Annotated in this window: 11 protein-coding genes; 5 read left to right on the top strand and 6 right to left on the bottom strand. The window is 47.1% G+C overall.

Annotated elements, in window-relative coordinates:
• The first annotated feature begins 54 nt into the window (after positions 1–54).
• The 4 genes from V7Q13_RS13000 to V7Q13_RS12985 all read left to right on the top strand — a co-directional run bounded on the left by V7Q13_RS13000 (position 55) and on the right by V7Q13_RS12985 (position 8,057).
• Positions 55–4,377, top strand: coding sequence for a T9SS type A sorting domain-containing protein (locus V7Q13_RS13000; RefSeq protein ID WP_333801107.1), 4,323 nt, complete (start codon positions 55–57; stop codon positions 4,375–4,377).
• A gap of 134 nt (positions 4,378–4,511) precedes the next feature.
• Positions 4,512–6,389, top strand: coding sequence for an ELWxxDGT repeat protein (locus V7Q13_RS12995; RefSeq protein WP_333801106.1), 1,878 nt, complete (start codon positions 4,512–4,514; stop codon positions 6,387–6,389).
• A 62-nt stretch (positions 6,390–6,451) separates the two neighbouring features.
• On the top strand, positions 6,452–7,402 hold the full coding sequence (locus tag V7Q13_RS12990; protein ID WP_333801105.1) for an ELWxxDGT repeat protein: 951 nt from the start codon (positions 6,452–6,454) through the stop codon (positions 7,400–7,402).
• Between the two features lie 52 nt (positions 7,403–7,454).
• Positions 7,455–8,057 (top strand): pseudouridine synthase, encoded by a 603-nt coding sequence (locus tag V7Q13_RS12985; RefSeq protein WP_333801104.1) that lies wholly within the window; start codon positions 7,455–7,457, stop codon positions 8,055–8,057.
• Positions 8,058–8,110: 53 nt separating this feature from the next.
• Here V7Q13_RS12985 and purL read toward each other — a convergent pair whose 3' ends face one another.
• A complete protein-coding gene (purL, locus tag V7Q13_RS12980; protein ID WP_333801103.1) occupies positions 8,111–10,348 on the bottom strand; it encodes a phosphoribosylformylglycinamidine synthase subunit PurL in 2,238 nt (745 codons plus the stop codon).
• Between the two features lie 345 nt (positions 10,349–10,693).
• Positions 10,694–11,578 carry a c-type cytochrome gene (locus V7Q13_RS12975; RefSeq protein ID WP_333801102.1) on the bottom strand — a complete coding sequence of 295 codons (885 nt, stop codon included), beginning with the start codon at positions 11,576–11,578 and terminating at the stop codon, positions 10,694–10,696.
• A 130-nt stretch (positions 11,579–11,708) separates the two neighbouring features.
• Between V7Q13_RS12975 and V7Q13_RS12970 the strand changes: the two genes are divergently transcribed.
• Positions 11,709–12,446, top strand: coding sequence for a hypothetical protein (locus tag V7Q13_RS12970; protein ID WP_333801101.1), 738 nt, complete (start codon positions 11,709–11,711; stop codon positions 12,444–12,446).
• Positions 12,447–12,503: 57 nt separating this feature from the next.
• Here the strand turns inward: V7Q13_RS12970 and V7Q13_RS12965 are convergent, their stop codons facing one another.
• From V7Q13_RS12965 to V7Q13_RS12950, 4 genes are all read right to left on the bottom strand, one after another.
• The gene (locus V7Q13_RS12965) at positions 12,504–18,914 is read right to left on the bottom strand and encodes a T9SS type A sorting domain-containing protein (RefSeq protein WP_333801100.1); all 6,411 of its coding nucleotides are present in this window, start codon (positions 18,912–18,914) and stop codon (positions 12,504–12,506) included.
• Between the two features lie 433 nt (positions 18,915–19,347).
• Positions 19,348–22,158: a T9SS type A sorting domain-containing protein gene (locus tag V7Q13_RS12960; RefSeq protein ID WP_333801099.1), complete on the bottom strand. Its 2,811-nt coding sequence runs from the start codon at positions 22,156–22,158 to the stop codon at positions 19,348–19,350.
• Positions 22,159–22,487: 329 nt separating this feature from the next.
• The gene (locus tag V7Q13_RS12955) at positions 22,488–23,054 is read right to left on the bottom strand and encodes a Crp/Fnr family transcriptional regulator (protein ID WP_333801098.1); all 567 of its coding nucleotides are present in this window, start codon (positions 23,052–23,054) and stop codon (positions 22,488–22,490) included.
• A gap of 290 nt (positions 23,055–23,344) precedes the next feature.
• Entirely contained in the window at positions 23,345–24,187 is an 843-nt protein-coding gene (locus tag V7Q13_RS12950; RefSeq protein WP_333801097.1) for a LytR/AlgR family response regulator transcription factor, read from the bottom strand.
• Positions 24,188–24,189: the final 2 nt, after the last annotated feature.

Here is a 24,189-nt window from a genome sequence, read left to right as displayed (position 1 = left end):
TTACAAGAGACTTTTTTACCCTTTATCCTGAATACCCAAGCCAACGCACCGCACATGAGACTTCTTTTACTCCTTTCCGTTTTGATGGTTCGTTTTTCAGCCATTGCTCAATCCAACTTTAGCAGCACCAACTTTCGGGTAAGCCAAAGTACTTACACCGACATTAGCAGCACCGGCACCGCCATTGCTATGACCAACAATGAAGCTGGAGTGAGTACCACCCCTCAAAACATTGGCTTCAATTTCCAATTCAACGATTCTGTATTTACGCAGTTTCGCATACACGCCGATGGCATACTGCGCCTTGGTACCGAAGCACCTGCTGCCGCTACCAATATTAGTGTAAGCCCGGCCAATTCTCATGCCGCAGTGTTCACATCTACTGCTGACAGTTTTCAATACGTCATTCTTCCATTTTTCACCAACCTCGTAGCTGCAGGCTCACCGGCATTCCATGTACAAACCAGCGGTGTGGCCCCCAACAGAGTATGCACCATACAATGGAAAAACCTGCGGGATGCCGACAATTCGAACGGCGCTGTGTTGCATCAATTTACGCAACTGGAGTTTCAGGTAAAACTGTATGAAGGAAGTAACGATATTGAATTTGTGTACGGCAGCTTTATCCCATCTGCCAACACCCTCAGCACCCGCAATGCAGCCGTGGGTATAAAAGCAGGCAGCAATAGTTTTGCAGCCAATTACAAAGGGGTAAATACAGCCCCATTTAGTGCCATGGTTTCTTTTAACCAACGCAACAATGCCCGGCTGGCCAATGGCGTGTTATTCAGAAGAGATGTACCGCCGGCTAACGGATTTACACAGCGTTTTTTTGGCAGAATAGTGAATGACATTTCGGTGGCCAACTTGTATGCAGACAGCGTAAGCCAGGTCACCAATCAATCGGGCAATAGAATTGAAGCATTGGTAAAAAATGAAGGAACTGCTGCAGCCAGCAACATTGTTGTAAGTCTTCAAATAAGCGGATCCAATACGCATACAGCTTCGGTAAATATTACCAGTCTTGCAGCAGGTGCTACACAATTGGTAAGCTTTCCTGCATTTAGTACCAGCAACCCTGGTATGCAGCAAATACAAGTTTCTGTAACGGCAGATGCCGATGACAGAACAAGTAACAACATGCTTGCTGCTTCGCAAAAGATTTCGGCTGGTCACCAACAAACTCCGAATCTGAATAACGCAGGATTTGGCATTGGCTTTAATGGTGGCACTGGCTTTATGGCCACGAAAATTTATGGAACCGGCACCAGAAAAATCAGACAAATCCGCATCCCATTCAATACCTACCGAAACATTGTAAACATGCGGGTATATGAAGATGGAGGTGCTGGGGGTTCTCCATCATCCTCCGCACTTATTAGCAGTAGCAACTTTTTTACTACCAACGAAAACAGCATCATTATTTCATTTACCAACGCTGCAGCAAGTGTAACTGGCGATTATTACATTGCTGTACAGCAAACAAGCACCAGCAATATGGGATGGCGTAGCACGGCTGCACCTCCCATTCGTACCAACAGATTGTACACCAGCTCCACAGGCGCAGCATGGGCTGCTCAGGTAGACACTTTGCCCTGGCAGCAACTGTTGGAAGTATATGAAGAAACCACCGGTCCCGATGTAGGTATTGAATACCTCACAGCACCCGGCTGCAACTACAGCAATGCAGCTGACGTGACAGTAACGCTACGAAATTTTTCAACTAGTGCAATTGATTTTGCAGCTACACCAGTTACAATAAGTGGCAATGTTCGCAACCCACAGCAAACGGAGTCGCCTTTCTCATTGATCAAAAACACCGGCACATTAGCAGCTGGTGCCAGTGAGCAAATTACGGTACTGAGTAACTATGATTTTACCAAGCGGGGCTACCATTTATTTAGCGCCAAAACAACACTGCCCGGCGATGTAGAAAATGGCAATGATAGTCTTCGTTTCTTTTTGGGTAATCATGTGCCTGTAACCAGATCCATTACCGATTCTGTGTGTCCGTTGACGCCCATCACACTTACCGGCCCTTCTTACCTCGCCAATCTTCAATGGACCTTGAATGGTACGCCTTCATTTGGCACAACGCTTAACGTGAGTCCTATACAAACAACTACTGTGTATGTGCAAGGCACAGACTATCGTGGCTGTGTATTGCAAGACAGTGTAGTGCTGTTGGTAAAGAAAGATTACGGTGCTGCCGCAAAGCCTGTTATCCTGTTTGGCGACACACTGCTCAGCCATCGCAATGCATTTAAAGACACTTTGCGTGTAACCAAGCTGGCTGGCCATAGCATACGTTGGCTGGGTGGTTTTGGTACCGTTTCTGCAGATAGTTCATTGCTGCTTACACAGGTTGCGGGTTTGCAAAATGCCAAAGTATCCGTTGCATACATCCGCGATAGTGATGGCTGCGGTACACTGGGCGATACTCTCACCTACCGCTATGCTACAGGCCTGCTGCACAATACCAACGATATGCAAGTTGTATGTGATACCAGCTATTACGATGCAGGTGGTAGCACCGGTATCACTGGCAATAGTATTACCAAAGTATTTACACCGGCTACTGCTGGCAAAAAAGTGAAGTTCACCTTGTACAATACCGATTTGGCAGACTTTGCCAGCATCATGGTGTATGACGGAAGTTCAACAGCTTCTCCACGCATAACAGCAATTGATGGCAGCAAAAACGGAAATACAGTGATGGAGTTTATTGCCTCCAATGAAACAGGAGCACTTACCGTTCAATTTACCAGAGGAACATTCAACACCAGTGGTTGGTGGGCCGGTCTCACCTGCCACACACCCGAAGTGTACCGCAGTGTACAAAACGGTTTGTGGACTGCTGCCAACACCTGGGAAAAGAAAATACCCGGCGGCAATTTTGTACCTGCAACGAGAGCACCATTCAAAGCTGATGACAGCATTTTGGTACGACACGAAGTGTTGCTCAATGAGAGTGTACAAACAGATCAGCTGATTATTGAGCCAACGGGTCATTTACGTTTTGAATCGCCAACCAGCAATTTCATTTCGATGAACCTGTTTAAAACAAATGAACAGCCCCCTATTGAAGTAAAAGGAAAGCTGTCAACAAATGCCCCTACACAAATTTTTGGCGCCGATAAAATGATTGTAACCGGCGAACTGGCCAACGAAGGAAAGATTGATCTTGATTCGGTAATGATGGTAGGCACCAGCTTGCAGACCTTGGGTAAAAGCGGCGGCGGCGCAGGCATCATCAAACGATTACACCTGAACAATGCAGCTGGTGTACAAGTAGCAGGCACCCAAAATGTACTGAGTATTCGCTTTGTGCAAGGCTTACTCAATACCACAGCACAAGCATACATTGATGTTACAGGCACCGTGTTTGATGCAAGAGATGCTTCGCATATCAACGGCCCTGCGGGTGTTACCATCTTTGGATCCGGCGATCGTTTCTATCCCATTGGCAGCAATGGTCAATATCGGCCTGTAACCATCACCAACAGCAACACCAACAGTTTTGATAATTCAGAAACCATTGTGGTAGAAGCAAAAGCTGGGGGTCCTGCAGCAAGAACATTGCCTGCTGGCATCAGCAACGTTTCGCAAGTGCGGCATTATCGCATCACCCGCATTGGCAATAACGGCAGCGATTATCAGGTTACATTGCCGTATGGAAGTGATGACGGCGTAAATGATCCATCCAACCTCACCATCTTAAAAGATGACGGTGCAAATGCATGGATTGACATTGGCGGTACGGCTACAGGTGCTGCACCAGGCACCATTACCAGTGGTTCATTCAGCAGCTTTAGCGATTTTGTATTGGCCAATAAAACAGGTGGCACCAATCCGTTGCCCGTTACATGGGTAAGTTTTTCTGCAATAGCCAAGCAAAAAGATGTACAACTGAAATGGCAAACAGCTAACGAAAGCGATTGTAAAAAATATATCATAGAAAGAAGCAACAACGGCAATCAATTTGTAGCTATCAGCCAGGTTGTGTGCAACAATAATAGTAGCAGCACATACGAGTACACCGATGTACAACCCGGCAATGGTACATGGTACTATCGCATTCGCCAGCAAGATGTGGATGGAAAGCAGTTGTTGTCGCAGGTACAAAAAGTACAGCTCAATGCCAACAGTAGCATACAGGTGTATCCTAACCCTGCTAATGCATTTATCCGGATTGCAGGATTATCTGGTACTGAAAAAATTACGCTGATTGATGCTGCCGGTAAAATTGTATTTGCAACAACCGTAGCAGGAAACGCACTGCAAATACCTGTATCACACTTAAGCGCCGGGCATTACAGCCTGCACATGCAAAGCAAAAACAGCATAGAAACACAAAAAATAGTGATTGTCCGATAACAAACAACCCACACCATTTTCATGCACACTACACCTGTAGTAGCAGCAAGCATGCACAATGCTTATTGCTACTACAGGATGCTTACCCGCCAATATTTTTCCTGCTGATTTTTCAACTCCAACACTCTTTTACCATGCGTACATTTTGGTTTGCATCCTTCTTGTTGTTGCTTGTCATCAATAGTATTGGTCAAATACCACAAGTATTAAAAGACATCAACAACCGGTCATTTTCATCGGGGGCTTCTAGTTTTACCACTGTTGGCAATGTGGTGTTTTTTGTGGCGGAAGATCCAGACAGAGGACGATGTTTATTTAAAACAGATGGCACCGCAGAAGGCACGGTGCTGGTAAAAGATTTGATACCGACCCAAACTACCGACCCCAATATTCAATCGTTGACAAACGTAAACGGAACATTGTTTTTTACGCAGAGTAGCCCAACGAGTTCGATACGATTATGGAAAAGTGATGGCACAGAAGCAGGAACAGTAATTGTAAAACAATTTACCGGCGTTGCGCCATCGCTTCTTACCAATGTAAACGGCACACTTTTTTTTAGAGCCACTACCTCTACTACAGGACAAGAATTGTTTAAAAGTGATGGCACCGATGCCGGAACCGTAATGGTAAAAGACATTACAGCCGGCAACATCGGCACTGCCATGGACAATCTGGTGAATGTAAACGGCACATTATACTTTACTGCCAGCACTACTGTCAATGGCAGAGAAATATGGAAAAGTGATGGCACAAGCGCAGGAACCGTTATGGTAAAAGACATTATTGCCGGTAGCACCACGTCTAATCCGCAGAACCTCACCAACGTAAATGGCACTTTGTATTTTTCTGCTACCAACGGCGCTACAGAAAATGGCCAAGAGCTTTGGAAATCGGATGGTACAGAAGCAGGAACAGTGATGGTGAAAGACATACAAACAGGCGCTAATTCCTCATCGCCAGGAGCACTTACTGCCGTATATGGCTTACTTTATTTTGCAGCCAACGATGGCATCAACGGCAATGAACTTTGGAAAAGCGATGGTACAGAAGCTGGTACAGTTTTGGTAAAGGACATCAACACTGCCGGCGGCAGCAATCCAGACAGAATAACAGTAGTCAACAATCACATCTTTTTTACAGCTACAGATGCAGCCGCCAACAATAGTCTTTGGAAAAGTGATGGCACAAATGCAGGAACGATACAATTACCGGTTGACGCCGTTGTCAACACTTCCCCTTCATTTCTTATCAATGCTGGTGGCACTGTTTTCTTTCGGGCCACTGTGAGTGCAGCTATCGGGCAGGAGTTGTGCAAAAGTGATGGCACTGTGCAAGGCACCGTATTAGTGAAAGATATATACACTGGAACTACAACAAGTAACATAACGCCTATGACTGCATTGGGTAGTAACGTAATATTTGGCGCCAACGATGCAGACTTTAATATTGAACCACGCATTAGCAACGGCACTGCACAGGGCACTACATTATTAAAAGACATCAACGCAAGAACAGATCAATCTGCAGCAAATCAACTTATCACCCTAGGCAATGAAGTATTTTTTATTGCAAATGATTATCGTAAAGGCGCTGGTGTTTGGAAAAGTGATGGCACAGAAGCCAACACCCGTTTTGTAAAAGAACCTGCTGTATTATCCCCACCTCAAATAAACTTCAATACGCCTTCCTTCATTACCAACATCAATGGTACTGTATACTTCTCTTGGACTGGCGAAGTACAAGACATGGAACTCTGGAAAACAGATGGTACCAGTGAAGGCACGGTTCAGATTAAAAACATCAATCCATCCGGACATTCAGAGCCGAGAGAATTCTTTGCCTTCAATGGCGCAATTTATTTTTCTGCTGCTACTGCTGCAGAAGGCAGAGAGCTTTGGAAAACCGATGGCACAGATGCAGGAACCGTATTGGTAAAAGACATCAATCCGGGTACAGCCAACAGTACGCCCATCAGTTTTACCATACTCAACAATCAGCTTTTTTTGTAGCAACCTCTGCTGCCAATGGCCGTGAACTTTGGAAAACAGACGGCACCAGCAATGGCACTGTAATGGTAAAAGACATGAACGAAGGAACGGGAGACGGCATTTCATTTACATCAGGAAAAGTATTGTACGATTTTCAGGGAGCCCTATACTATACGGCTACCAATGGTGCGGCCAATAGCGGATTTGAAATATGGAAATCGGATGGCACAGCCAACGGCACCATTATGTTGAAAGATATCAATCCAGGAACCGCATCTAGTCAGCCGGGACAGTTTCTTGCAGCTAGCAACGTATTGTATTTTTCTGCTACCGAACCCACTACAGGCAGCGAATTGTGGAAGACAGATGGCACAACTGCAGGTACCGTTATTGCACTAGATATGATACCCGGAACAGGCAGTGGTGGTGCAGGATTAAAGTTGATTAGAAACGATACTTTATATTTCACCACATCTAATGGCACCAAAGGTTCAGAACTGTTCAAAACAGATGGCACACCTGCCGGCACTTTTTTGGTAAAAGATATTGTTCCCGGTGCCACAGGTTCTTCGCCAGATCTGTTGACCATTGCGGGCAACGACATTTATTTTATAGCCACCACAACTGCCGAAGGCCGGGAGCTTTGGAAAACTGATGGCACTGCTGCAGGCACCAATTTGGTGCTGGATATTTTCCCCGGCAGCTCCAGCTCCAACATCAACAATATGGTTGCTACAAATACTCATCTTTTTTTTACTGCCAATACGCCGCAATACAGCCTTGAAGTATGGACAGTACCCTTTGCAGCCAGCAACGACGAAACACAATGGACAGGCAATACAAGTACCAACTGGTTTGACGCCAGCAACTGGAGCAATGGCCTGCCCGACGCTGGAAAGCATATTGTGATTCCTGCCGGCAGACCCCGCTATCCCATTATCACAGCAAACACAACCATCAAAAAAATGACTGTGTCGCAAGGTGCTTCCGTACAAATTGCAGCGGGCATTCAGGTACTCTTCGGCAGTAATTAGTATACCATGCTACAACGGGTAGTTGGTACATTCGCTGCAAAAGGAAGCTCCTATGGAATTGTGCCCGCATCGTTATTTCATCATCCACAAACCCCGCAACATGGTTTCGCAATTTGTGAGCAGCCATGATGTGAGGCTGTTGGGCGATTTAGATTTCGATTTTCCTGAAGGCACCCACGCCATTGGCCGCTTAGATAAAGACTCCGAAGGCCTGCTGCTGCTCACCACCAACAAACGCATCACCAGGTTGCTGTTTGAAGGCAGCACCCCGCATACACGTAGCTATTTGGTGCAGGTAAAGTATGAAGTGCCCGATGTAAAAATTGAACTGCTGCGGGATGGCATTGGCATAAGCCATACCAACGATAGCATTTATACCACACAACCCTGTTTGGTAGAACGCATTGCTCATCCTGAAATTTACATCAGCAATGCAGGTGAGTTATCCTTTTATATTCCGCACAGTTGGCTGCTCATCACCCTCACCGAAGGCAAGTTTCACCAGGTACGCAAAATGGTAAAAGGCATTGGGCATCCTTGCAAGCGACTCATCCGCATCAGCATCGAAAACCTTACGCTGCAAGGTTTACAGCCCGGCGAAGTAAAAGAACTGACTGAAGAGGAATGCCTGGAAAACCTGTGCATTCAACTATAAAAAACGCCTGTCACTTTACAGCAACAGGCGTCATTGTTTTACCAGTTCATATTTTACAACGCACTCAATGCATGCTCACTCTCGTGCCCCTTCAGCAGGTTGGCAATAGCATTGTCGTATTTTTCTTTCCAAGCCTCAATAGTACCCCAGCTGGCGGCGTCAACAATTATGTCGCCGCTGGTTACTTCACCAATAACCTCGTAGTGCTGGCCATGGCTTTGCAGGGCTTCTTCCAGCGTAGCCAAAGCATCCTTTTTTACGGTTACCGCTACACGGCTTTGTGCTTCACCAAACAGGAAAGCATCTTTGCGTACTGATGCATTTGTGTTGACATCAAAACCAAGATTGTTCCAGAAAGCACTTTCGCACAAAGTGATAAACAAACCACCTTCACTCACATCATGTGCACTGCTAATGAGTTTGTTTTTGATGAGGTCGGCCAATACTTTTTGCAAATGGAATTCTTCTTCCAGCTCAAACTGCGGTGCAGGACTAAACTCTACGCCATGCATTTTATGCAGGTATTCGCTGCTGTTGATGTCGTTGCTGCTTTTACCCAGCAGTACAATCACATCGCCTGCCTGCTTAAAGTCAAGCGTCATTTTATCGTTCACATTTTCCAGCAGGCCTACCATACCAATGGTGGGTGTTGGATACACCGGTCCGTCGGGGTTCTGGTTGTAAAAGCTCACGTTGCCACCCGTTACCGGTGTATTGAATTTTCTACAAGCATCGCCCATGCCTTTAATGGCGTTTACAAACTGCCAGTACACTTCGGGGTCATAAGGATTACCAAAGTTGAGACAGTTGGTGACACCCAACGGCTCACCACCACTGCACACAATATTGCGGGCAGCTTCGGCTACGGCAATCATGGCTCCTTTGTATGGATCGGCAAACACATAGCGGCTGTTACAATCCGTGGTTACTGCGAGTGCTTTATTACTTGGCTTGGCCAGTACCACAGCCGCATCACTTGGCGCATTGGTTTGGGTATTGCCCGTACCTACCATGCTGTCGTACTGTACGTACACGGCACGTTTGCTGGCAATGTTGGGGATGGTCACCAGCTTTTCTGCCACCGCTTTCAAATCAGCAGGTTCGGCTACAGTTGATTGATCAAAAGCATTGACCTGTGCCAGGTATTTTGGCTCGGTGTATTCACGGGTGTATTGTGGCGCACCGCCGCCCAGTACCAATATTTCCGCTTCAATCTGTGCTTCCAGCTGGCCATGCATGTAAAAGCTAAGCAAACCATCGTCAGTCACTTCGCCAATATTGCTGCAGGGCAGGTCCCATTTTTCAAACACCTTCAAAATGGCCTCTTCCTGACCTTTTTTTGCCACCAGCAACATACGTTCCTGGCTTTCGCTCAGCAGCAGTTCCCAGGTTTTCATATTGGCCTGGCGGGTAGGCACTTTGTCGAGGTCGATGCGCATACCGCTTTTGCCCTTGGCACTCATTTCGGCCGTAGAGCAAATAATGCCAGCAGCACCCATGTCCTGCATGCCTACCACGGCACCGGTTTTTATTACTTCCAGGCAGGCTTCCAGCAATTTCTTTTCCTGAAAGGGGTCGCCCACCTGCACGGCCGGCAGGTCTTGAGCACTCTCTTCGGTAATGTCGGCACTGGCAAAGCTGGCACCACCGATGCCGTCTTTACCCGTAGCGCTACCCACAAAAAACACGGGGTTGCCCACGCCTTCTGCTGTGGCACTCACGGTTTCACCCGCTTTTACAATGCCCACACTCATGGCATTTACCAGCGGATTGGTGTGATATTTCTGCTCAAAATAAATTTCGCCGCCTACGGTAGGTACACCAAAGCAGTTGCCATAGTGTCCAATGCCATGCACCACGCCGCCCAGCAACCATTGGGTTTTCTTCTCGTTCAGGTTGCCAAAGCGCAGGCTGTTCAGCGCAGCAATGGGGCGTGCACCCATGGTAAAAATATCGCGGTGAATGCCGCCCACACCTGTAGCAGCTCCCTGAAAAGGTTCGATGGCACTGGGGTGGTTGTGGCTTTCTATCTTAAACACCACGCCCCAATCATCGCCAATGTCCATCAGACCGGCGTTTTCTTCACCCGCAGCTACCAGCATACGGCCACCGTCGCGGGGCAGGGTTTTCAACCATTTGATGCTGTTTTTGTAGCTGCAATGTTCGCTCCACATGCCGCTGAAGGCGCAGAGTTCATTGAAGTTGGGCGTACGGCCCATTTTTTCCTTAATCAGTTCATATTCCGCTTCCGTAATCCGGAGTTGCTGAAGCGTGGCGCTGTTTATTTCCATGAAAAAGTTTGTGAAGGCTCGATAATGAGCCGCAAATGTAACCCATGCCAGCGGGAATGCCGAAGGGTAATTCGGCGGGGCTGTGGACAGCTGTGCATATCCCGGCTGCGGTTCGCTCCCTTTCACACTCCGCTTCGCTGCGGCCCCGACCGAAGCGTCGGGGCTGGCCCCTGCGGGGCCATGTTTCAGGCAGCGCAGCCCTTGGGCACAACCGCAATACCGGACCTCAGAAAACTAAGCACTCCTTTTTTGTGAGGAACAAACCCGATTCGATTCTTGCAAATAAAATTCCAACAATTGGGCTCTTAGCCAAGGTTTAATACCCATGTACTGGAAAACAGAATTTTATAGAATGTACCTTTTTTTGTCTTCTAAAGACTTTATGTAGGCGACTATCTGGCCAATCTGTTCGGTGGAAAAATCATTATTCCAAGGACGCATGCCTTTTTCAGTTTTTCCGAAATAGATTGTAGTTAAAATTGCCTTATCACTACCTCCGTGAATCCAAATATTGTCTGTTAAGTCAGGGCCGATGGAATTCCCCTCTCCTTCTCTTCCATGGCAGGGAGTACAATTGTCTTGAAAAAGTATTTTGCCTTTTGCCACACTCCCTTTTGCTTTTATTACCTTATATACTTCGGTGTTTGGGTCTTCAATCATTATTTTCCACTGTTCTCCTCTTTCATTAGATTCCTTTTCCCACTGTGCTATTTTTAGTTGCAATGCTTCACTTGGTGGTATTTGATTTAAATATGCAATCAATGCCAATATTTCTGGCAAACCCTTTAATCGAATAAAATCCTTTGCCAAAGCATCTTTAACTGTATTTGCCTCACGAATCAGTTGCCACCAGTCATCTGGATTTTTCTGTGATACTTCGTACATAAATGTTGACTTATTCAAAGCGGCATTTTCCAGATGATCAAGTGAAATTTTTATTGAACCCGGCTTAATCGCCTGAGGAGTAGTTAGATAGTTATACAGCCAAGACAAAGGATACTTTCCTCCAAATCCATCCAAACTAATGATGCCAGGCAAATTACTCTGTGAAAATGAATGGCACTTAATGCAATTGTCTCTTCGAAACACATATTCTCCATAGCTAACCAAAGGATTAGCTGAAGAATCAGAAACACTGATGCCATTTCCAGCACCCTCAGATTTATTGATGAATCCAAATGACATGGATATTCCACCAATAAAGAGTATTACAAAAAGGAACTTTGCCATACTTCAAATATATATCAACATTTCAGTGATGCCCCACAGTCAAATACCCTACAAGCAAAAGAGTTTATAAATATTGTCTGGTCTGCTTTAATATTGTTTTGATTTCAAAAAAAAGTGTAAAACTCCTATTATGTTTTTCGGCGAATACAGCTTGTATTACATCATAACCATAGTGCTGCAAGCCGTTTGTGTTTGGCACTCTATCAAAAAAGGCACCCAACAAAAATGGTTGTGGATCATCATTTTTCTGCCGTTCATCGGGGCACTCATTTACATTTTTTCAGAAATGTTTAGCCGCGGAGATTTACAGCAAGTTCAATCTGGCGTTGTTACCGTCATCAAGCCTACTGGCCATATCCGCAAGTTAGAAGAACGGCTGCGCTTTGCCGACACCTTTCAAAACCGCATTTTGCTGGCCGATGCTTATCTGCAAGCCCGCATGACGGTTAAAGCCATTGACATTTACGAAGCCAGTCTTACAGGTAACTTTTCAGAAAACGAGCATGTACTGATGCAGTTGTGCCTGGCCTATGCCAGCATACAGCAATACGACAAAACCATATCTGCTGCTCAAAAAATTTTACAGGTTCCTCAGTTTGCACGCAGCAGCGCCCATGTGGCCTATGCCATGGCACTTGGTAAAGTGGGACAGGTACCGGCAGCAGAAGCAGAGTTTAAAAAAATGAGCGGCAAGTTTGCCAACTACGAAGCCCGCTATCAATACGGCATGATGCTCAACGAGCATGGCAGAGAGCAAGAGGCCCGTCAGATTTGGCAACAAATGGCAGATGAAAAACAACACCTCTCCGGTACGGAGAAGAAATTTCAACGCCAATGGATCAATGCTGCGCAACAAGCACTTCGATAGTAAGCAGTCAAACACATACAAAAAAGAGCAACCGATATGGTTGCTCTTTTTTGCTGATTAGCGTTTCATCAGTTTGAATACTTGAATTCGGCCATCGGTCTGCAGCACTTGCAACAGGTAAAGCCCTGCAGGTAGCTGTGCCACATCTATCGTCATTTGCGCAGCGGTTACCGTATGTTTTTGCAGTACGGCACCGGCAGCATTGCTCAGCAGCAATTGCCTTGCATTAGCTAAACCGGTTACCAGCACTTTGGCTGTAGCCGGGTTGGGCAATATTGCTATCTGACCAGCATTGCCATTACCCGAAAGCACCACCACATTACTGTAGCTCACTTTGCCATCTTTATCCACCAGCTTCACTCTATAGTACCATTGGGTGCCGGCAGGTTTGCCAGTCACGTATTGGTATTTACGCAGTGTATTGCTGTTGCCAGCGGCAGCAACCTGTGTCAGTTTTGTAAAGCTGGTACCGTTGTAGCTCAGTTCTACTTCGAAGTAAGCTGTTTGCTGCTCCGTAAGCGTAGACCACTGCAGCAATACCTGCTGGTTGTTTACGCTGGTCTGCAGTTGTAAGCCCGTAGCGGGCAGCGCAACACCTAATACCATGTTGTAAATTACTGCATCGCCCGGTACACCTGCTGCATCTATTGCAGTGTAACCAAAACTGGTAGACAATACGCCCAGCTGGTTGAAACGGATGTTCAACTTGGCAGGATCATAATTGGTAATGACAAAATTTGGTGTGGTTATGTCTACACCGTTATAGTTGAGTGTAGCATCGGCAGCAGGTGGCAGTGTAGTAATCATAAATGTGCTACCCGTTCCTAATGTACCATCTTCAGCATCGGTGGCCGCCAGTGGGTTATTATCCAAATCGTAAGTTTCACCCACATCGAGGCCTACACCAATCAGGTCGTTTTGTGCCGTTGCTACAGGCTTACGATCGAGGCCGAAAATGAAGTTGCCGAAACCGGTAGTGCTTGCCGTAAATGGAAGTTCTGCATTGTTCACAACATCGGCAGCGCCACCATAACCGTTTTTGTTTTCACCCGTTGCTGCCCAGCCGGTTGGCAGTGTAGTAGCAGGTTTGGCATTGCCCACAACTCCCATGGTTGTGCTCAGTTGGAACTCAAGGTTGGCAGCAATAGCAGGCACAGTAGTGACACTGTACGAGCCATCGGCTTGTACGGGAGCTACGGCCACAACATTGCCATCGGGGCCAATCATATTTACATACAATACAGCACCGGCCAATAATCCGCCACCACTGTTGGTGCCATTCAGCACCGTTTCACTTCCGGTGAGGGTTTTGGTACCATCATAGTCGTTGATAACAGAACCTGAAATGGTTACGTAAGTCAGGGTTTGGCGCCAGTCTTTATCACCACCGGGGTTTTGAGCATCGGGGTAGCTGGCAGGTGTAGTACCATTGGATGGATTGATGAGTGCATCGTTGCTGTCGTATTCATCCAGCAGGCCATCGCCATCGGCATCAGTGGTACCTGTGTAGGCCGTTTCGCTACCATCAATAATGCCGTTGCCATTGGTATCCCAACCTTCGAGGCGGTCGGTGCGGCCATCATCGTCGGCATCTGCATCCAGATAATCGGGGTTGCCGGTACCATCGGTATTTACAGGTGTAATACCATTGCCGCCAAAGCCTACGGTGTTATCAAAAGCGTCTGCAATACCATCACCATCCGTATCTGTAGCTGAGTAAGCAATATAACCAGCGGTACTTTGTCCTTCAATGTTGTCTACAATACCATCATTGTCGCTATCAATATCAATGTAGTTGGGTTTAGCATCAGCATCGCTGTTGGTTAATGGTAAAGCAGCACCGTCCACGACATCGGCCAGCCCATCATTATCAGTATCTGTAATACCTGTGCCGGTGCCGGTACCAATTTGTCCATTGCCATCGGCATCGGTTCCGCCGGCTTCTATCACGTCGGTAATGCCATCGTTGTCGCTATCCAAATCGAGGTAGTTTACAATGCCATCGCCATCGCTATCGGGTGTTGGCAGAGGGGTGCCGCCCGATCCAGCATGGACGTCCGTTAAGTCAGAAATGCCATCGCCATCAGTATCTGTGATTGGACCAGTGCCAATTACACCATCTCCGTCGGCATCGGGGCCACCGGCTTCAATTACATCTGCAATACCGTCGTTATCGCTATCGCGGTCGAGGTAGTTGGCGTTGCCATCGGCATCAGTATCCAACACGGTAACAGCAGTGCCACCAGGCAATGTGCCCCCGTAAGAAAGGCTATTGATTTCATCGGCCAAATCGTTAATACCATCTGCATCAATATCGATAAAGATATCTGCACCAATTTGCCCATCACCATCCGCATCGGCAGTGGGGCCAAAAGCTTCTACTACATCGGCAATACCGTCGTTATCGCTGTCCAAATCAAGAAAATCTGGCAGCAGGTCGCCATCAAAATTAGCTGGTGAAAGCGGTGTACCACTGAGTACCAGTGGCAAACCGTTGGCATCTACCAATACAGCATAAGCCGCACCATTCACGGTTGATCCATTGTATACACCCGGGAATCCGTCATCATCCGGATCTGAACCGCCAGCTTCCAGTACGTCGGGTATACCATCATTGTCGCTATCCAGATCGAGGTAGTTGGGCCAGCCATCTAAATCAGTATCGACTGTGCCTTCTACGGTATCGAGTATGCCATCGTTATCGTCGTCCAGGTCTATGTCATCGGTAATACCATCCAAATCGCTATCGGGTGCTTCCCGCCAGTCTCTGTTGCTGCCTGCTGCAGGGTTTTGCAGGTTGGGCATGCTGAGGGGCGTTTGGTTGTTGTTGATATTGTTGGCTGTACCAATGCCAGATACCAAATCGAAAATGTCAGCAATACCATCATTGTCTGCATCGGTAAATGCGGAAAGATCAAGTACGCCATCATTGTTAGCATCAATTTCGCTGGGGTCTAACACGCCCGGCGGCACTTTGCCATCACTGCTTGGTCCGAGGAAGTTTTCACGGATGTCGCGGAAACCATCGTTGTCAGCATCAGTATCAGCATAGTCGGCAGCACTACCACCATCGGTATTTACATACCCGGCCGGATGGCTGCTGGCACTAAAATCAACATCATAGGCATTGTCCACTCCGTCACCATCGTGGTCGAGGCCGGTTGGAGCTACCCAGCCTTGGGTAGGTTGCCCTTCGATGTTGTCTACAATACCGTCGTTATCTATATCAAGGTCGTACACGTTGATGAGTCCGTCACCATCGCGGTCGGCATTGTATGGAGTATTAGCGGTTGTAGTAACGTTGATTTTACCCGGTGTATACTCAGCGTTGGTGAGGTCATTCCATGGGTCGAGGGCATCTCCAAGGCCATCACCATCAGTGTCTACAAATACGCCGGCCACATCCAATTTACCATCCTGATTCGGATCGGACAGGCTATAGAAAAGTGCTTCCCAGTTGTCGAGTACACCATCATTATCGCTATCCAGATCGAGGTAGTTGAGTTTTCCATCGAGGTCTTTATCGCCGGGAGAGAGTGCCGTACCACCGTTGCTGGCATCAGTCAGGTCGCTCCAGCCATCGCCATCGGTATCGGCCCAGGCACCGCCACCAGCAGGGTTTATTTCACCATTGCGGTCGCTGTCGGTACCGCCCATTTCTATAACGTCTACCAGGCCATCATCATCACTATCGATATCGTAGGGGTTGGGGCGGCCGGTACCGTCAATATTATCATTGGGGTAATTATCAGGTGCACCATTGTTGTTGGCATCGGGGCCGGTGGTAAGTAGTGCATTGGCTGTGTTTTCGGCAGTGCCATCATTGTTGGTATCACCATCTACGTTTTGGCTAAAACCATCTGCATCGGTGTCAGTAAATCCATCTACTCTACCATCGTTGTTGGCATCAGTACCGCCGGCTTCTTTAATGTCTTGAAGGCCATCATTGTCACTATCCAGGTCGAGGTAGTTGGGCAAATTGTCTCTGTCGCTGTTGGCTTTTGTAACTATGGGGTAGCTATCGGGCACACCGTTGCTGTTGGCATCGGGGCCGGTAAGGAGCAATGCGTTGGCTGAATTTTCTGCAGTGCCATCGTTATTGGTATCGCCATCTACCTGCTGGCTCAGACCATCGCCATCGGCGTCGGTAAAACCATCTATGCGGCCATCGCCATTGGCATCGGTGCCACCGGTTTCTACCACATCGGGTATGCCATCATTATCGCTGTCTAAGTCGTAAATATTTTTAATGCCATCGCCATCGCTATCGGCATTGGCAATCGCATTACCACCTGTTGATACATCGTACAAGTTGGCAAGGCCATCGTTATCACTATCAGCAAATACATCCACACGGCCATCGCCGTTGGTATCTACACCACCTGCTTCTACAATATCGGGTATGCCGTCGTTATCACTATCCAAATCGAGGCTATTGATAACGCCGTCTTTATCGGCGTCATACGCATCGTTGATGCCGTCGCTATTTGCGTCAACAAATGCGGGCAAACCCGTGCCCGGTGTGGTATCGAGGTAATTGGGAATATTGTCGCTATCGCCGTCGGCAAAAGGATCGTAGCCGCCATTTTCTGTTACGTCAGGAATACCATCGTTATCGTCATCAATATCAATATTATCTGCTAATCCATCATTGTCTGAATTACAGAAAGCAAAAACCGTTACATCATCAAAAGTGGTTTGGCAGTTAGGGGCAACAATGGTCCAGCGGAAAACATAGGTTCCGAATTTAGCACCGTTGACTGCTGTCGTTGCAAGATTTGCATTGGCAAAAGAAGAACCAGTGGGACCGCTGATAAAGGTCCATGTTCCCACTCCGGAGGCGGGTGTATTACCAGCCAAAATAATGGCAGTTGGACAAGCAGTAATATCTGAACCGGCAGCAGCAGTTGTAGCTACCAGCGATGAAGCTCTTGTGTATGTTGTGCTTAGGCCACTGGCTCCTCTGGTAGCACCGTTAGGTGTAAATTCTGTAACGCCATTTGAATTAGTAATTCCGTTGGCTGCACCTGCAATATTGCGGGTAGGTGTACCAGCTGTAATGGCAATATAGCCACCGCCACCACCACCACCGGGGCCTTCGCTTTCGTCGTTGGTGATGAGCTGATTACCACCGGCACCACCGTTGGCTGTGAGTGTAATGGTATTGGCCACTGACCCAGTGGTAGCGTCAATTACAATGGAACCGCCGCCGCCGCCACCGCCCGGAGCATCATTGTGGCTACCCGTGGTACTGCCACCTGCATTACCACTGGCTACAATACTACCAGTTCCGGTTACTCCTCCGCCTGCTTTTATTATTACCAGTCCGCCGCCAGCACCACCGGCACCACCGGCACTATTATTGGCATCGCCGGCACCGCCGCCGCCGCCCAGGAACAAACGGTCGCCAGTTACACTCAAAGGCCGGCCGCCGAGGCCACCTACATTATCTCTGTAATCGCCACCCCAACTGCTGTTGCCGGGTGCTACGGTTAATGCATTCTGATTGCTTGACGCAAAAGAATAGCCACCGCGGCCACCACCGCTGGAGGTAGAAGTTGCAAAACCTGCAGTTTCGAGGTTCCAGGCATTGGCCCAGTTGGCCGTTGATGTACTAGGGTTGCCCATACCTGTCCATGTAACGCTGTTGTTACCATTAGCACCACCACCACCACCGGCATTGTGGCCATTACCACCGCCGCCGCCATTGGCTGCCGCACCGCGGCCGTAACGTCCGTTCAATCCATCATATTCTGTTTGAAAGCCAGCAATACTTTCTCCTTTTTCGGCACCATCATTACTACTGGCGGTTCTGTAGGTACTGGTAACAATAGCACCATTAGAACTTGAATTATTATCCAACACACCTCCTCTGAAACCTAAGCCCGTTACATTAATTGCTGGTGAAGTAGATAATGTAACCAATCCCGTTGTTTCTAATGCCACTATACCACCCGTATTGCCATTCCATGCAGGTGCGGTAATGCTACCGGAACCACTTACAGTAAGTGTAGTAAACCGAGGTATACGCACCACTTGAGTATGCCCGGCTGCAGTGTAGCTATTAATCAAAGGAGTAGTTACATTGATGGTTGTGCCATTGGGCACCGAGGCAACGCATACAAACTCATACAAGCCTGCACTGTTATAACTTAAAATGCTCCCATAGTCTACCGTATTTCCGGTATTGATGGTAGCCCCCTGCATTTGCATGATCATAATGTAGTCTCCGGCGGCAAGGTTACCTGCAAAAGCACCACCATTGAGGGCACTACTCGCTACCGTGAGGGTAGTAGTACCAGCTGCTGCGTTGGCAGAAACCCGGGTGTAGGTGTTGAGCACCGTGTTAGCGGTGGTTACTGTTCTGGCACCTTCTTTGCCAGCTTGGGCGTAGCCCTGCATAACAGTACTGAAGAGTGCTATGAATAGCACCCAAAAAAAGGAGCGTTGATGTTGATTTCGCTTCATACAATTCAATTTTGGATTACAGGCCCTGAAAACTCGATGGCTAAATATTATTTTGTACATCATGATTCTTTTTTCATTATCAATCTCAGCAACTACATCCCATAAAAAGCAGAAAAACCATACTTCGGCCTCCGGCTGATATGAGTAACCTGCTGACTAGAGTGTGTATATTGCTTTTTTTACCGGGGAAGTTGCAATACGAAAAGGGGGTTTATTCATCCTCCTTTTACCGATAGTGCAAAAAGTGCATCATGTATGCAGGTCAGTATTTTGCTAACATAACATTACGATGCAAACATCCCCCCTCTTTCCATTTCAATACATGACATTGGTCAGCTTTGGATCGTGATCTTCAAACACCAATTGCCCAACTACAGGCAGGCTAAGTTTATTTGGAATAGCCTGCCCTCTTCACAAGCTGTCAAGCGTTGCTTTATTGCTTGTATAGTTTCACTACTTCTTTACTACCATCGGCAAAAGCTACTTGTAGTATGTACACACCAGTAGCCAATGCTGAAACATCTACCTGCATGTTTTCGGCAGTAACTGCTATTCTTTTCAATTGCATACCATTCATGGCCAGCACCGATATTTCTTTTGCTTTTGCAAGCCCCGACACCCACACGGACTGACGGGCAGGATTGGGCAACATGCCTACCTTGGCAGAAGCGGTTGCAGATGCAGTCAGGCTGATAATATTGCTGTAGCTCACACTACCATCCGCATCGGTGAGGCGTATGCGGAAGTACCATTTTTGTCCGGCAGGTTTGTTGGTATCAAACTGGTATTTACGCAAGGCATTGCTGTTGCCAGCTGCAGCTACAAGGCCTGCCTGCTGAAACAAAACACCATCGTAACTCATTTCTACTGCAAATGAACGTGTTTGCTGTTCGGTAAGTGTTTGCCAACGCAGCTGCACTTTCCCATTTGCATAACTGCCCGATAGTGTCAAACCGGTAGCAGGAAGCAATACAGAGAAAGTCATATTCACCTGAGCTGGTATAGCATTGTCAAAGCCTGCATTGTCTCTCACCAGAAAACTAAAGGATACTGTAGTAGGCCCAACATTTGCTGTAGGATCAATGTACACATTGTCGTTATTAAAATTGCTTATGACAGTAGCACTTGTAATCGGCACATATAATGATCCATCGAAATAATACAAAGTACCTCCTACTGCAGGATTCAGCGTAACTGTACGCCCGTTGAGGTTGTTGGCATAGGTGCCATCTTCAGCATCACTACCAGAGAAAGCTGAACTGGGCACATTTTCGAGGGAATTGCCAGGAGGCAGACTCCAGCCACTGGTGTTGTAGTTATTGGCCACCGGCCGACGGTTGATGCCGTAGTTCAAATTGGTTAGTGCTGCACAAGATGTTGTGCTGATAATGATGCCATTGATAGTTCCATCTCCTGAAGAGGCACTGCCTTCTGCCGTATTTACAACGCCTGCTGGCAGCGCAGTAGTAGCCTGTCCTGATGCATTATTATGTAACACAAAGTTGTACGTACCAGGTGCCAGAGCAGCAAAACTGTAAGTGCCATTTGCCTGAACAGGTACTGTAGCTATTACAACTGCACTTTGCACTGCAGAAATGTATAAAGCGCTGCTCAGATTTGTACCAGTTCCATTTACGAGTGCATCCGTTTGTCCGTTGGCATCGTTAAACACGGTACCACTTACAGGTATAAATAAACTACCTACAGGTGTGTACGTAAGAAGAGAGCCCCCAGCACCAACGGTAGCACCATTTGGGGTAAATTCTGTAACCGAAGTAGATGTAGTATTACCATTTGCACCACCAGCAACAGTACGGGCAGGTGTACCTGAGGTAATGCCAATGTAACCACCACCGCCGCCACCGCCGGGGCCTTCACTTTCATTGCTTGTAATAAGTTGGTTGCCACCGGCTCCGCCATTTGCCTGTAATGTGATGGTATTGGCTACGCTACCTGCACGGTTGTAAATAACTACAGAGCCGCCGCCGCCACCGCCACCGGGGGCATCGTTGTGGCTTCCGGTAGAATTGGCACCGGCTGCACCATTGGCAGTAATAGCACCCGCACCGGTTACATTGCCTCCGGCAATTAGAAAAATGGCACCACCACCAGCGCCACCGGCACCACCAGCATTGCTATTGGCATCGCCGGCACCACCGCCGCCGCCAAAGAAAATGCGGGTACCAAAATCGGTGAGCGGACGGCCACCAAAACCGCCTACATTCTGCCTCCTGTTGCCACCCCAAGCTGTCGCTCCCGGTGCTATCGTTAATGCATCCTGATTGGAATTACCATAAGTATAGCCACCACGACCGCCACCAGAGGAGGCAGATGTTGCAAAGCCAGCTGATTCAAGATTCCATGCATTTGCCCATGAGGCTGTGCTGGTGCTTGGGTTTCCGTTTCCGGTGTAGGCAATACCATTGTTGCCGTTGGAGCCACCGCCGCCACCAGCGTTGTGGGTATTGCCACCGCCGCCGCCATTGGCAGGGGCACCCCGGCCGTAGCGTCCGTTTAAGGCATCATATTCTGCCTGAAACCCTGCTATACTTTCCCCCTTCTCTGCACCGTCGGTAGCAAGGGTAGACCGATAAGTGGTAACAATAGCCGTTGATGATGCGCTGGAGCTGTTGTCCAATACTCCTCCTCTGAAACCAAGACCATTTACATTAATAGATGGAGTACCGTTTAGGGTAACTGCACCCGTGGTTTCTATGGCTACTACACCACCGGTTGTACCGTTCCAAGCCGGGGCTACAATAGAGGCCCCTGCGTTTACAGTAAGCGTTGTATATCGGGGAATACGAACCACCTGTGTTTTACCCACTGTAGTGTAGGCATTTGCCGTAGGCGCAGCCAATGTAATTGTAGTGGCGTTGGGTACCGCACTTACACAGGCAAACTCATACAAACCTGCACCGTTGAAAGCCAGCACTCCGCCATAAGCCGCTGTATTGGTCGCATCAATTGTTGCTCCTTGCGGTTGAATAATTAATATATAGTCTCCTGCAGATAAAGCGGTAGCACCAAAAGCACCGCCGGTAAGGGCACTATTGGCCACCGTTATAGAGGTAGAAGCGGCTGCAATGTTAGCTGTTACATTGGTATACGTATTTACCGTAGTACCGGCAGCAGTAATGGTAGCTACACCATTTTTTCCTGGCTGAGCAATTGCATTCTGACTGCTCAATAAACCGAGCATTAAGATGCAAAGCGCCTTGTTGAGCAAGACGTTTTCTTTCATAGGATGTAGTTTTATCTGTGTGACTTTATAGGGTATTATAAAGGGTCGCCACTTTCTTTGCCAGCTTTCATTTCACCATACAACAACGAGTCAAGACTCTAGTCTCTCATAAAGTGCTATTGCTGAAGCAATACCATTGAGAGATGAACAGTAAAAAAAGAAGCTTACAAAAGATTGTGCATTTGCTGCAAAAGGCAGCACAGATGTGGGTGTAGGGTAAACCGGCCTACCATTTCGCGGCCGTGATAGCAAATTTGTGTATAATGTACATACTCTGGCGGGGAAGTTTTTCACAGTACCCGTCAGAATGTGTATAACCCTCACTTGTACTACTTAATTTGCTGACGCTTAAGCCTGCTTAAATGGGTAGGAGTAATGCGCAGATAGTTGGCAATCATGTGCTGAGGCACACGTCTTAAAATATCGGCATGGTGTTCGGCAAACCGGATAAACCGCCGTTTGGCATCGCCGGCAAAAAGATGGGTGAAACTATCCAGCAATCTAACGTAATAGTTTTGCAGCATTTGATGATTGAATTGCCCCATAGCAGGTACACGGGCATATATTTCCTGAAGTTGGCTTGCCTGTAACCTGTACAGCTCGGCATCTTCTAGGGCCTGTATAAATAATTGTGCCGGTTCTTTTCTGATAAAGCTCCTGAAGTCTGTCAAAATCTCCCCTTCTTGCCGAAAAAACAGGGTGTATTCTTTCCCGTCTTCTTCCATGTAACACCTGAAAAGACCTGATTCTATTACAAACATTTGCTCACATACTTCACCTGGTACCCCTATCAACTGCCCTTTTTTCACAAACAACCGTTCAACCTTAGACATGATAAACAACAAATCAGCAGTGGAAATATCGGTGCCGTTGTAGAGGGAAAGTAATCGTTGCATGGGAGTTTGATCTTCTGGTATGTGAGTAGGAAGGCAGCAATAGACAAAACCTTATTGATAGCATTTATCCAATTGCCAACGCTATCGGGGCAGGAATTGTATGGTATCTTTCCAATGATAAAAGGCTCAATAAAATTAAGGGATAAAACAGAAACGGTTATTTTCTACGCCTGAGTTGAATGATTTTTTCAACAAAACTGCCCACTTTTCAAAAAATAAAGCAACCTATGGGCATAGAGAGGATGACATCTCAACAAATGTTGAGATACTAAAGACTAGAGCAGTAATCATTACTCCATTGTTTTGCATTTCATGGCAGCCATCAGCACAGCTTTGTAACTGTCCGATACGGGTACTCTTTTGCCGCCCACTATTACAACTCCGTTTTCTACCTTTTCTATAAATGAAATTGCTACCAAATAGCTGCGGTGAACCCTTATAAAACCAACATAACGGAGCTTTTCTTCCATGTGTTTCATGGTACTCAGGATGGTATAAAAACGCCCATTTATGTGCAACTTCAAATAATCTCCCAAAGCTTCTACCAACCTTATTTCGCTGATGTCGATATTCAACAGGTCTTTATGATCTCTCACCATGATATAAGTATCGCCTGACTCAGCAGCAGCATGTTCCAATTCAATTTTTTGGTGGAGCTGATCAAGCGCCTGCATCAAAGTGGCTGAGTCTAAAGGTTTTTGCAAAACTGTGATATAGTTTGACTGTATTTGATTTTTTGGTGTTGATGAAAGCAGCAATATGTAGGGTTGGGGCAACAAGGTTTCAAACCATGCCCCACCGCCAGCATCCGGCATATCATTGTTCACTATCAACACTTGTACGGGCTGATGATGGAAAGCTTGTACTGCCACATACACCTCTTCGAATTCAGCTTTTAAACATAGGCAAGGCCTGTCCGATATGTATTGTCGAAGATTATGACGAGATACAGAATCATCGTCTACAACATAGCAGGTTAATACACTCATGACAGGCTTCTTGTAGTAGAAATTCAACCTTTGTTGACTACTTCTTTCAGGGTTTAGTGCAATGTAGATATTACCGATATCACACCAAAAAAATTTCGACCAATTGCCAATTTCATACACTGAAGTTGATAGCCTTTTTTGCATGA

The sequence above is a fragment of the Phnomibacter sp. genome, assembly GCF_036803085.1.
GTDB lineage: Bacteria > Bacteroidota > Bacteroidia > Chitinophagales > Chitinophagaceae > Phnomibacter.
Note: the sequence above shows the minus strand (reverse complement) of the source record. Positions and strands in the feature narration are given on the sequence as shown.

Coding starts and splice junctions, on each gene's coding strand:
- V7Q13_RS13000 (WP_333801107.1), top strand. CDS start 55: ATGAGACTTCTTTTACTCCTTTCCGTTTTGATGGTTCGTTTTTCAGCC.
- V7Q13_RS12995 (WP_333801106.1), top strand. CDS start 4,512: ATGCGTACATTTTGGTTTGCATCCTTCTTGTTGTTGCTTGTCATCAAT.
- V7Q13_RS12990 (WP_333801105.1), top strand. CDS start 6,452: ATGGTAAAAGACATGAACGAAGGAACGGGAGACGGCATTTCATTTACA.
- V7Q13_RS12985 (WP_333801104.1), top strand. CDS start 7,455: ATGGAATTGTGCCCGCATCGTTATTTCATCATCCACAAACCCCGCAAC.
- purL (WP_333801103.1), bottom strand. CDS start 10,348: ATGGAAATAAACAGCGCCACGCTTCAGCAACTCCGGATTACGGAAGCG.
- V7Q13_RS12975 (WP_333801102.1), bottom strand. CDS start 11,578: ATGGCAAAGTTCCTTTTTGTAATACTCTTTATTGGTGGAATATCCATG.
- V7Q13_RS12970 (WP_333801101.1), top strand. CDS start 11,709: ATGTTTTTCGGCGAATACAGCTTGTATTACATCATAACCATAGTGCTG.
- V7Q13_RS12965 (WP_333801100.1), bottom strand. CDS start 18,914: ATGAAGCGAAATCAACATCAACGCTCCTTTTTTTGGGTGCTATTCATA.
- V7Q13_RS12960 (WP_333801099.1), bottom strand. CDS start 22,158: ATGAAAGAAAACGTCTTGCTCAACAAGGCGCTTTGCATCTTAATGCTC.
- V7Q13_RS12955 (WP_333801098.1), bottom strand. CDS start 23,054: ATGCAACGATTACTTTCCCTCTACAACGGCACCGATATTTCCACTGCT.
- V7Q13_RS12950 (WP_333801097.1), bottom strand. CDS start 24,187: ATGCAAAAAAGGCTATCAACTTCAGTGTATGAAATTGGCAATTGGTCG.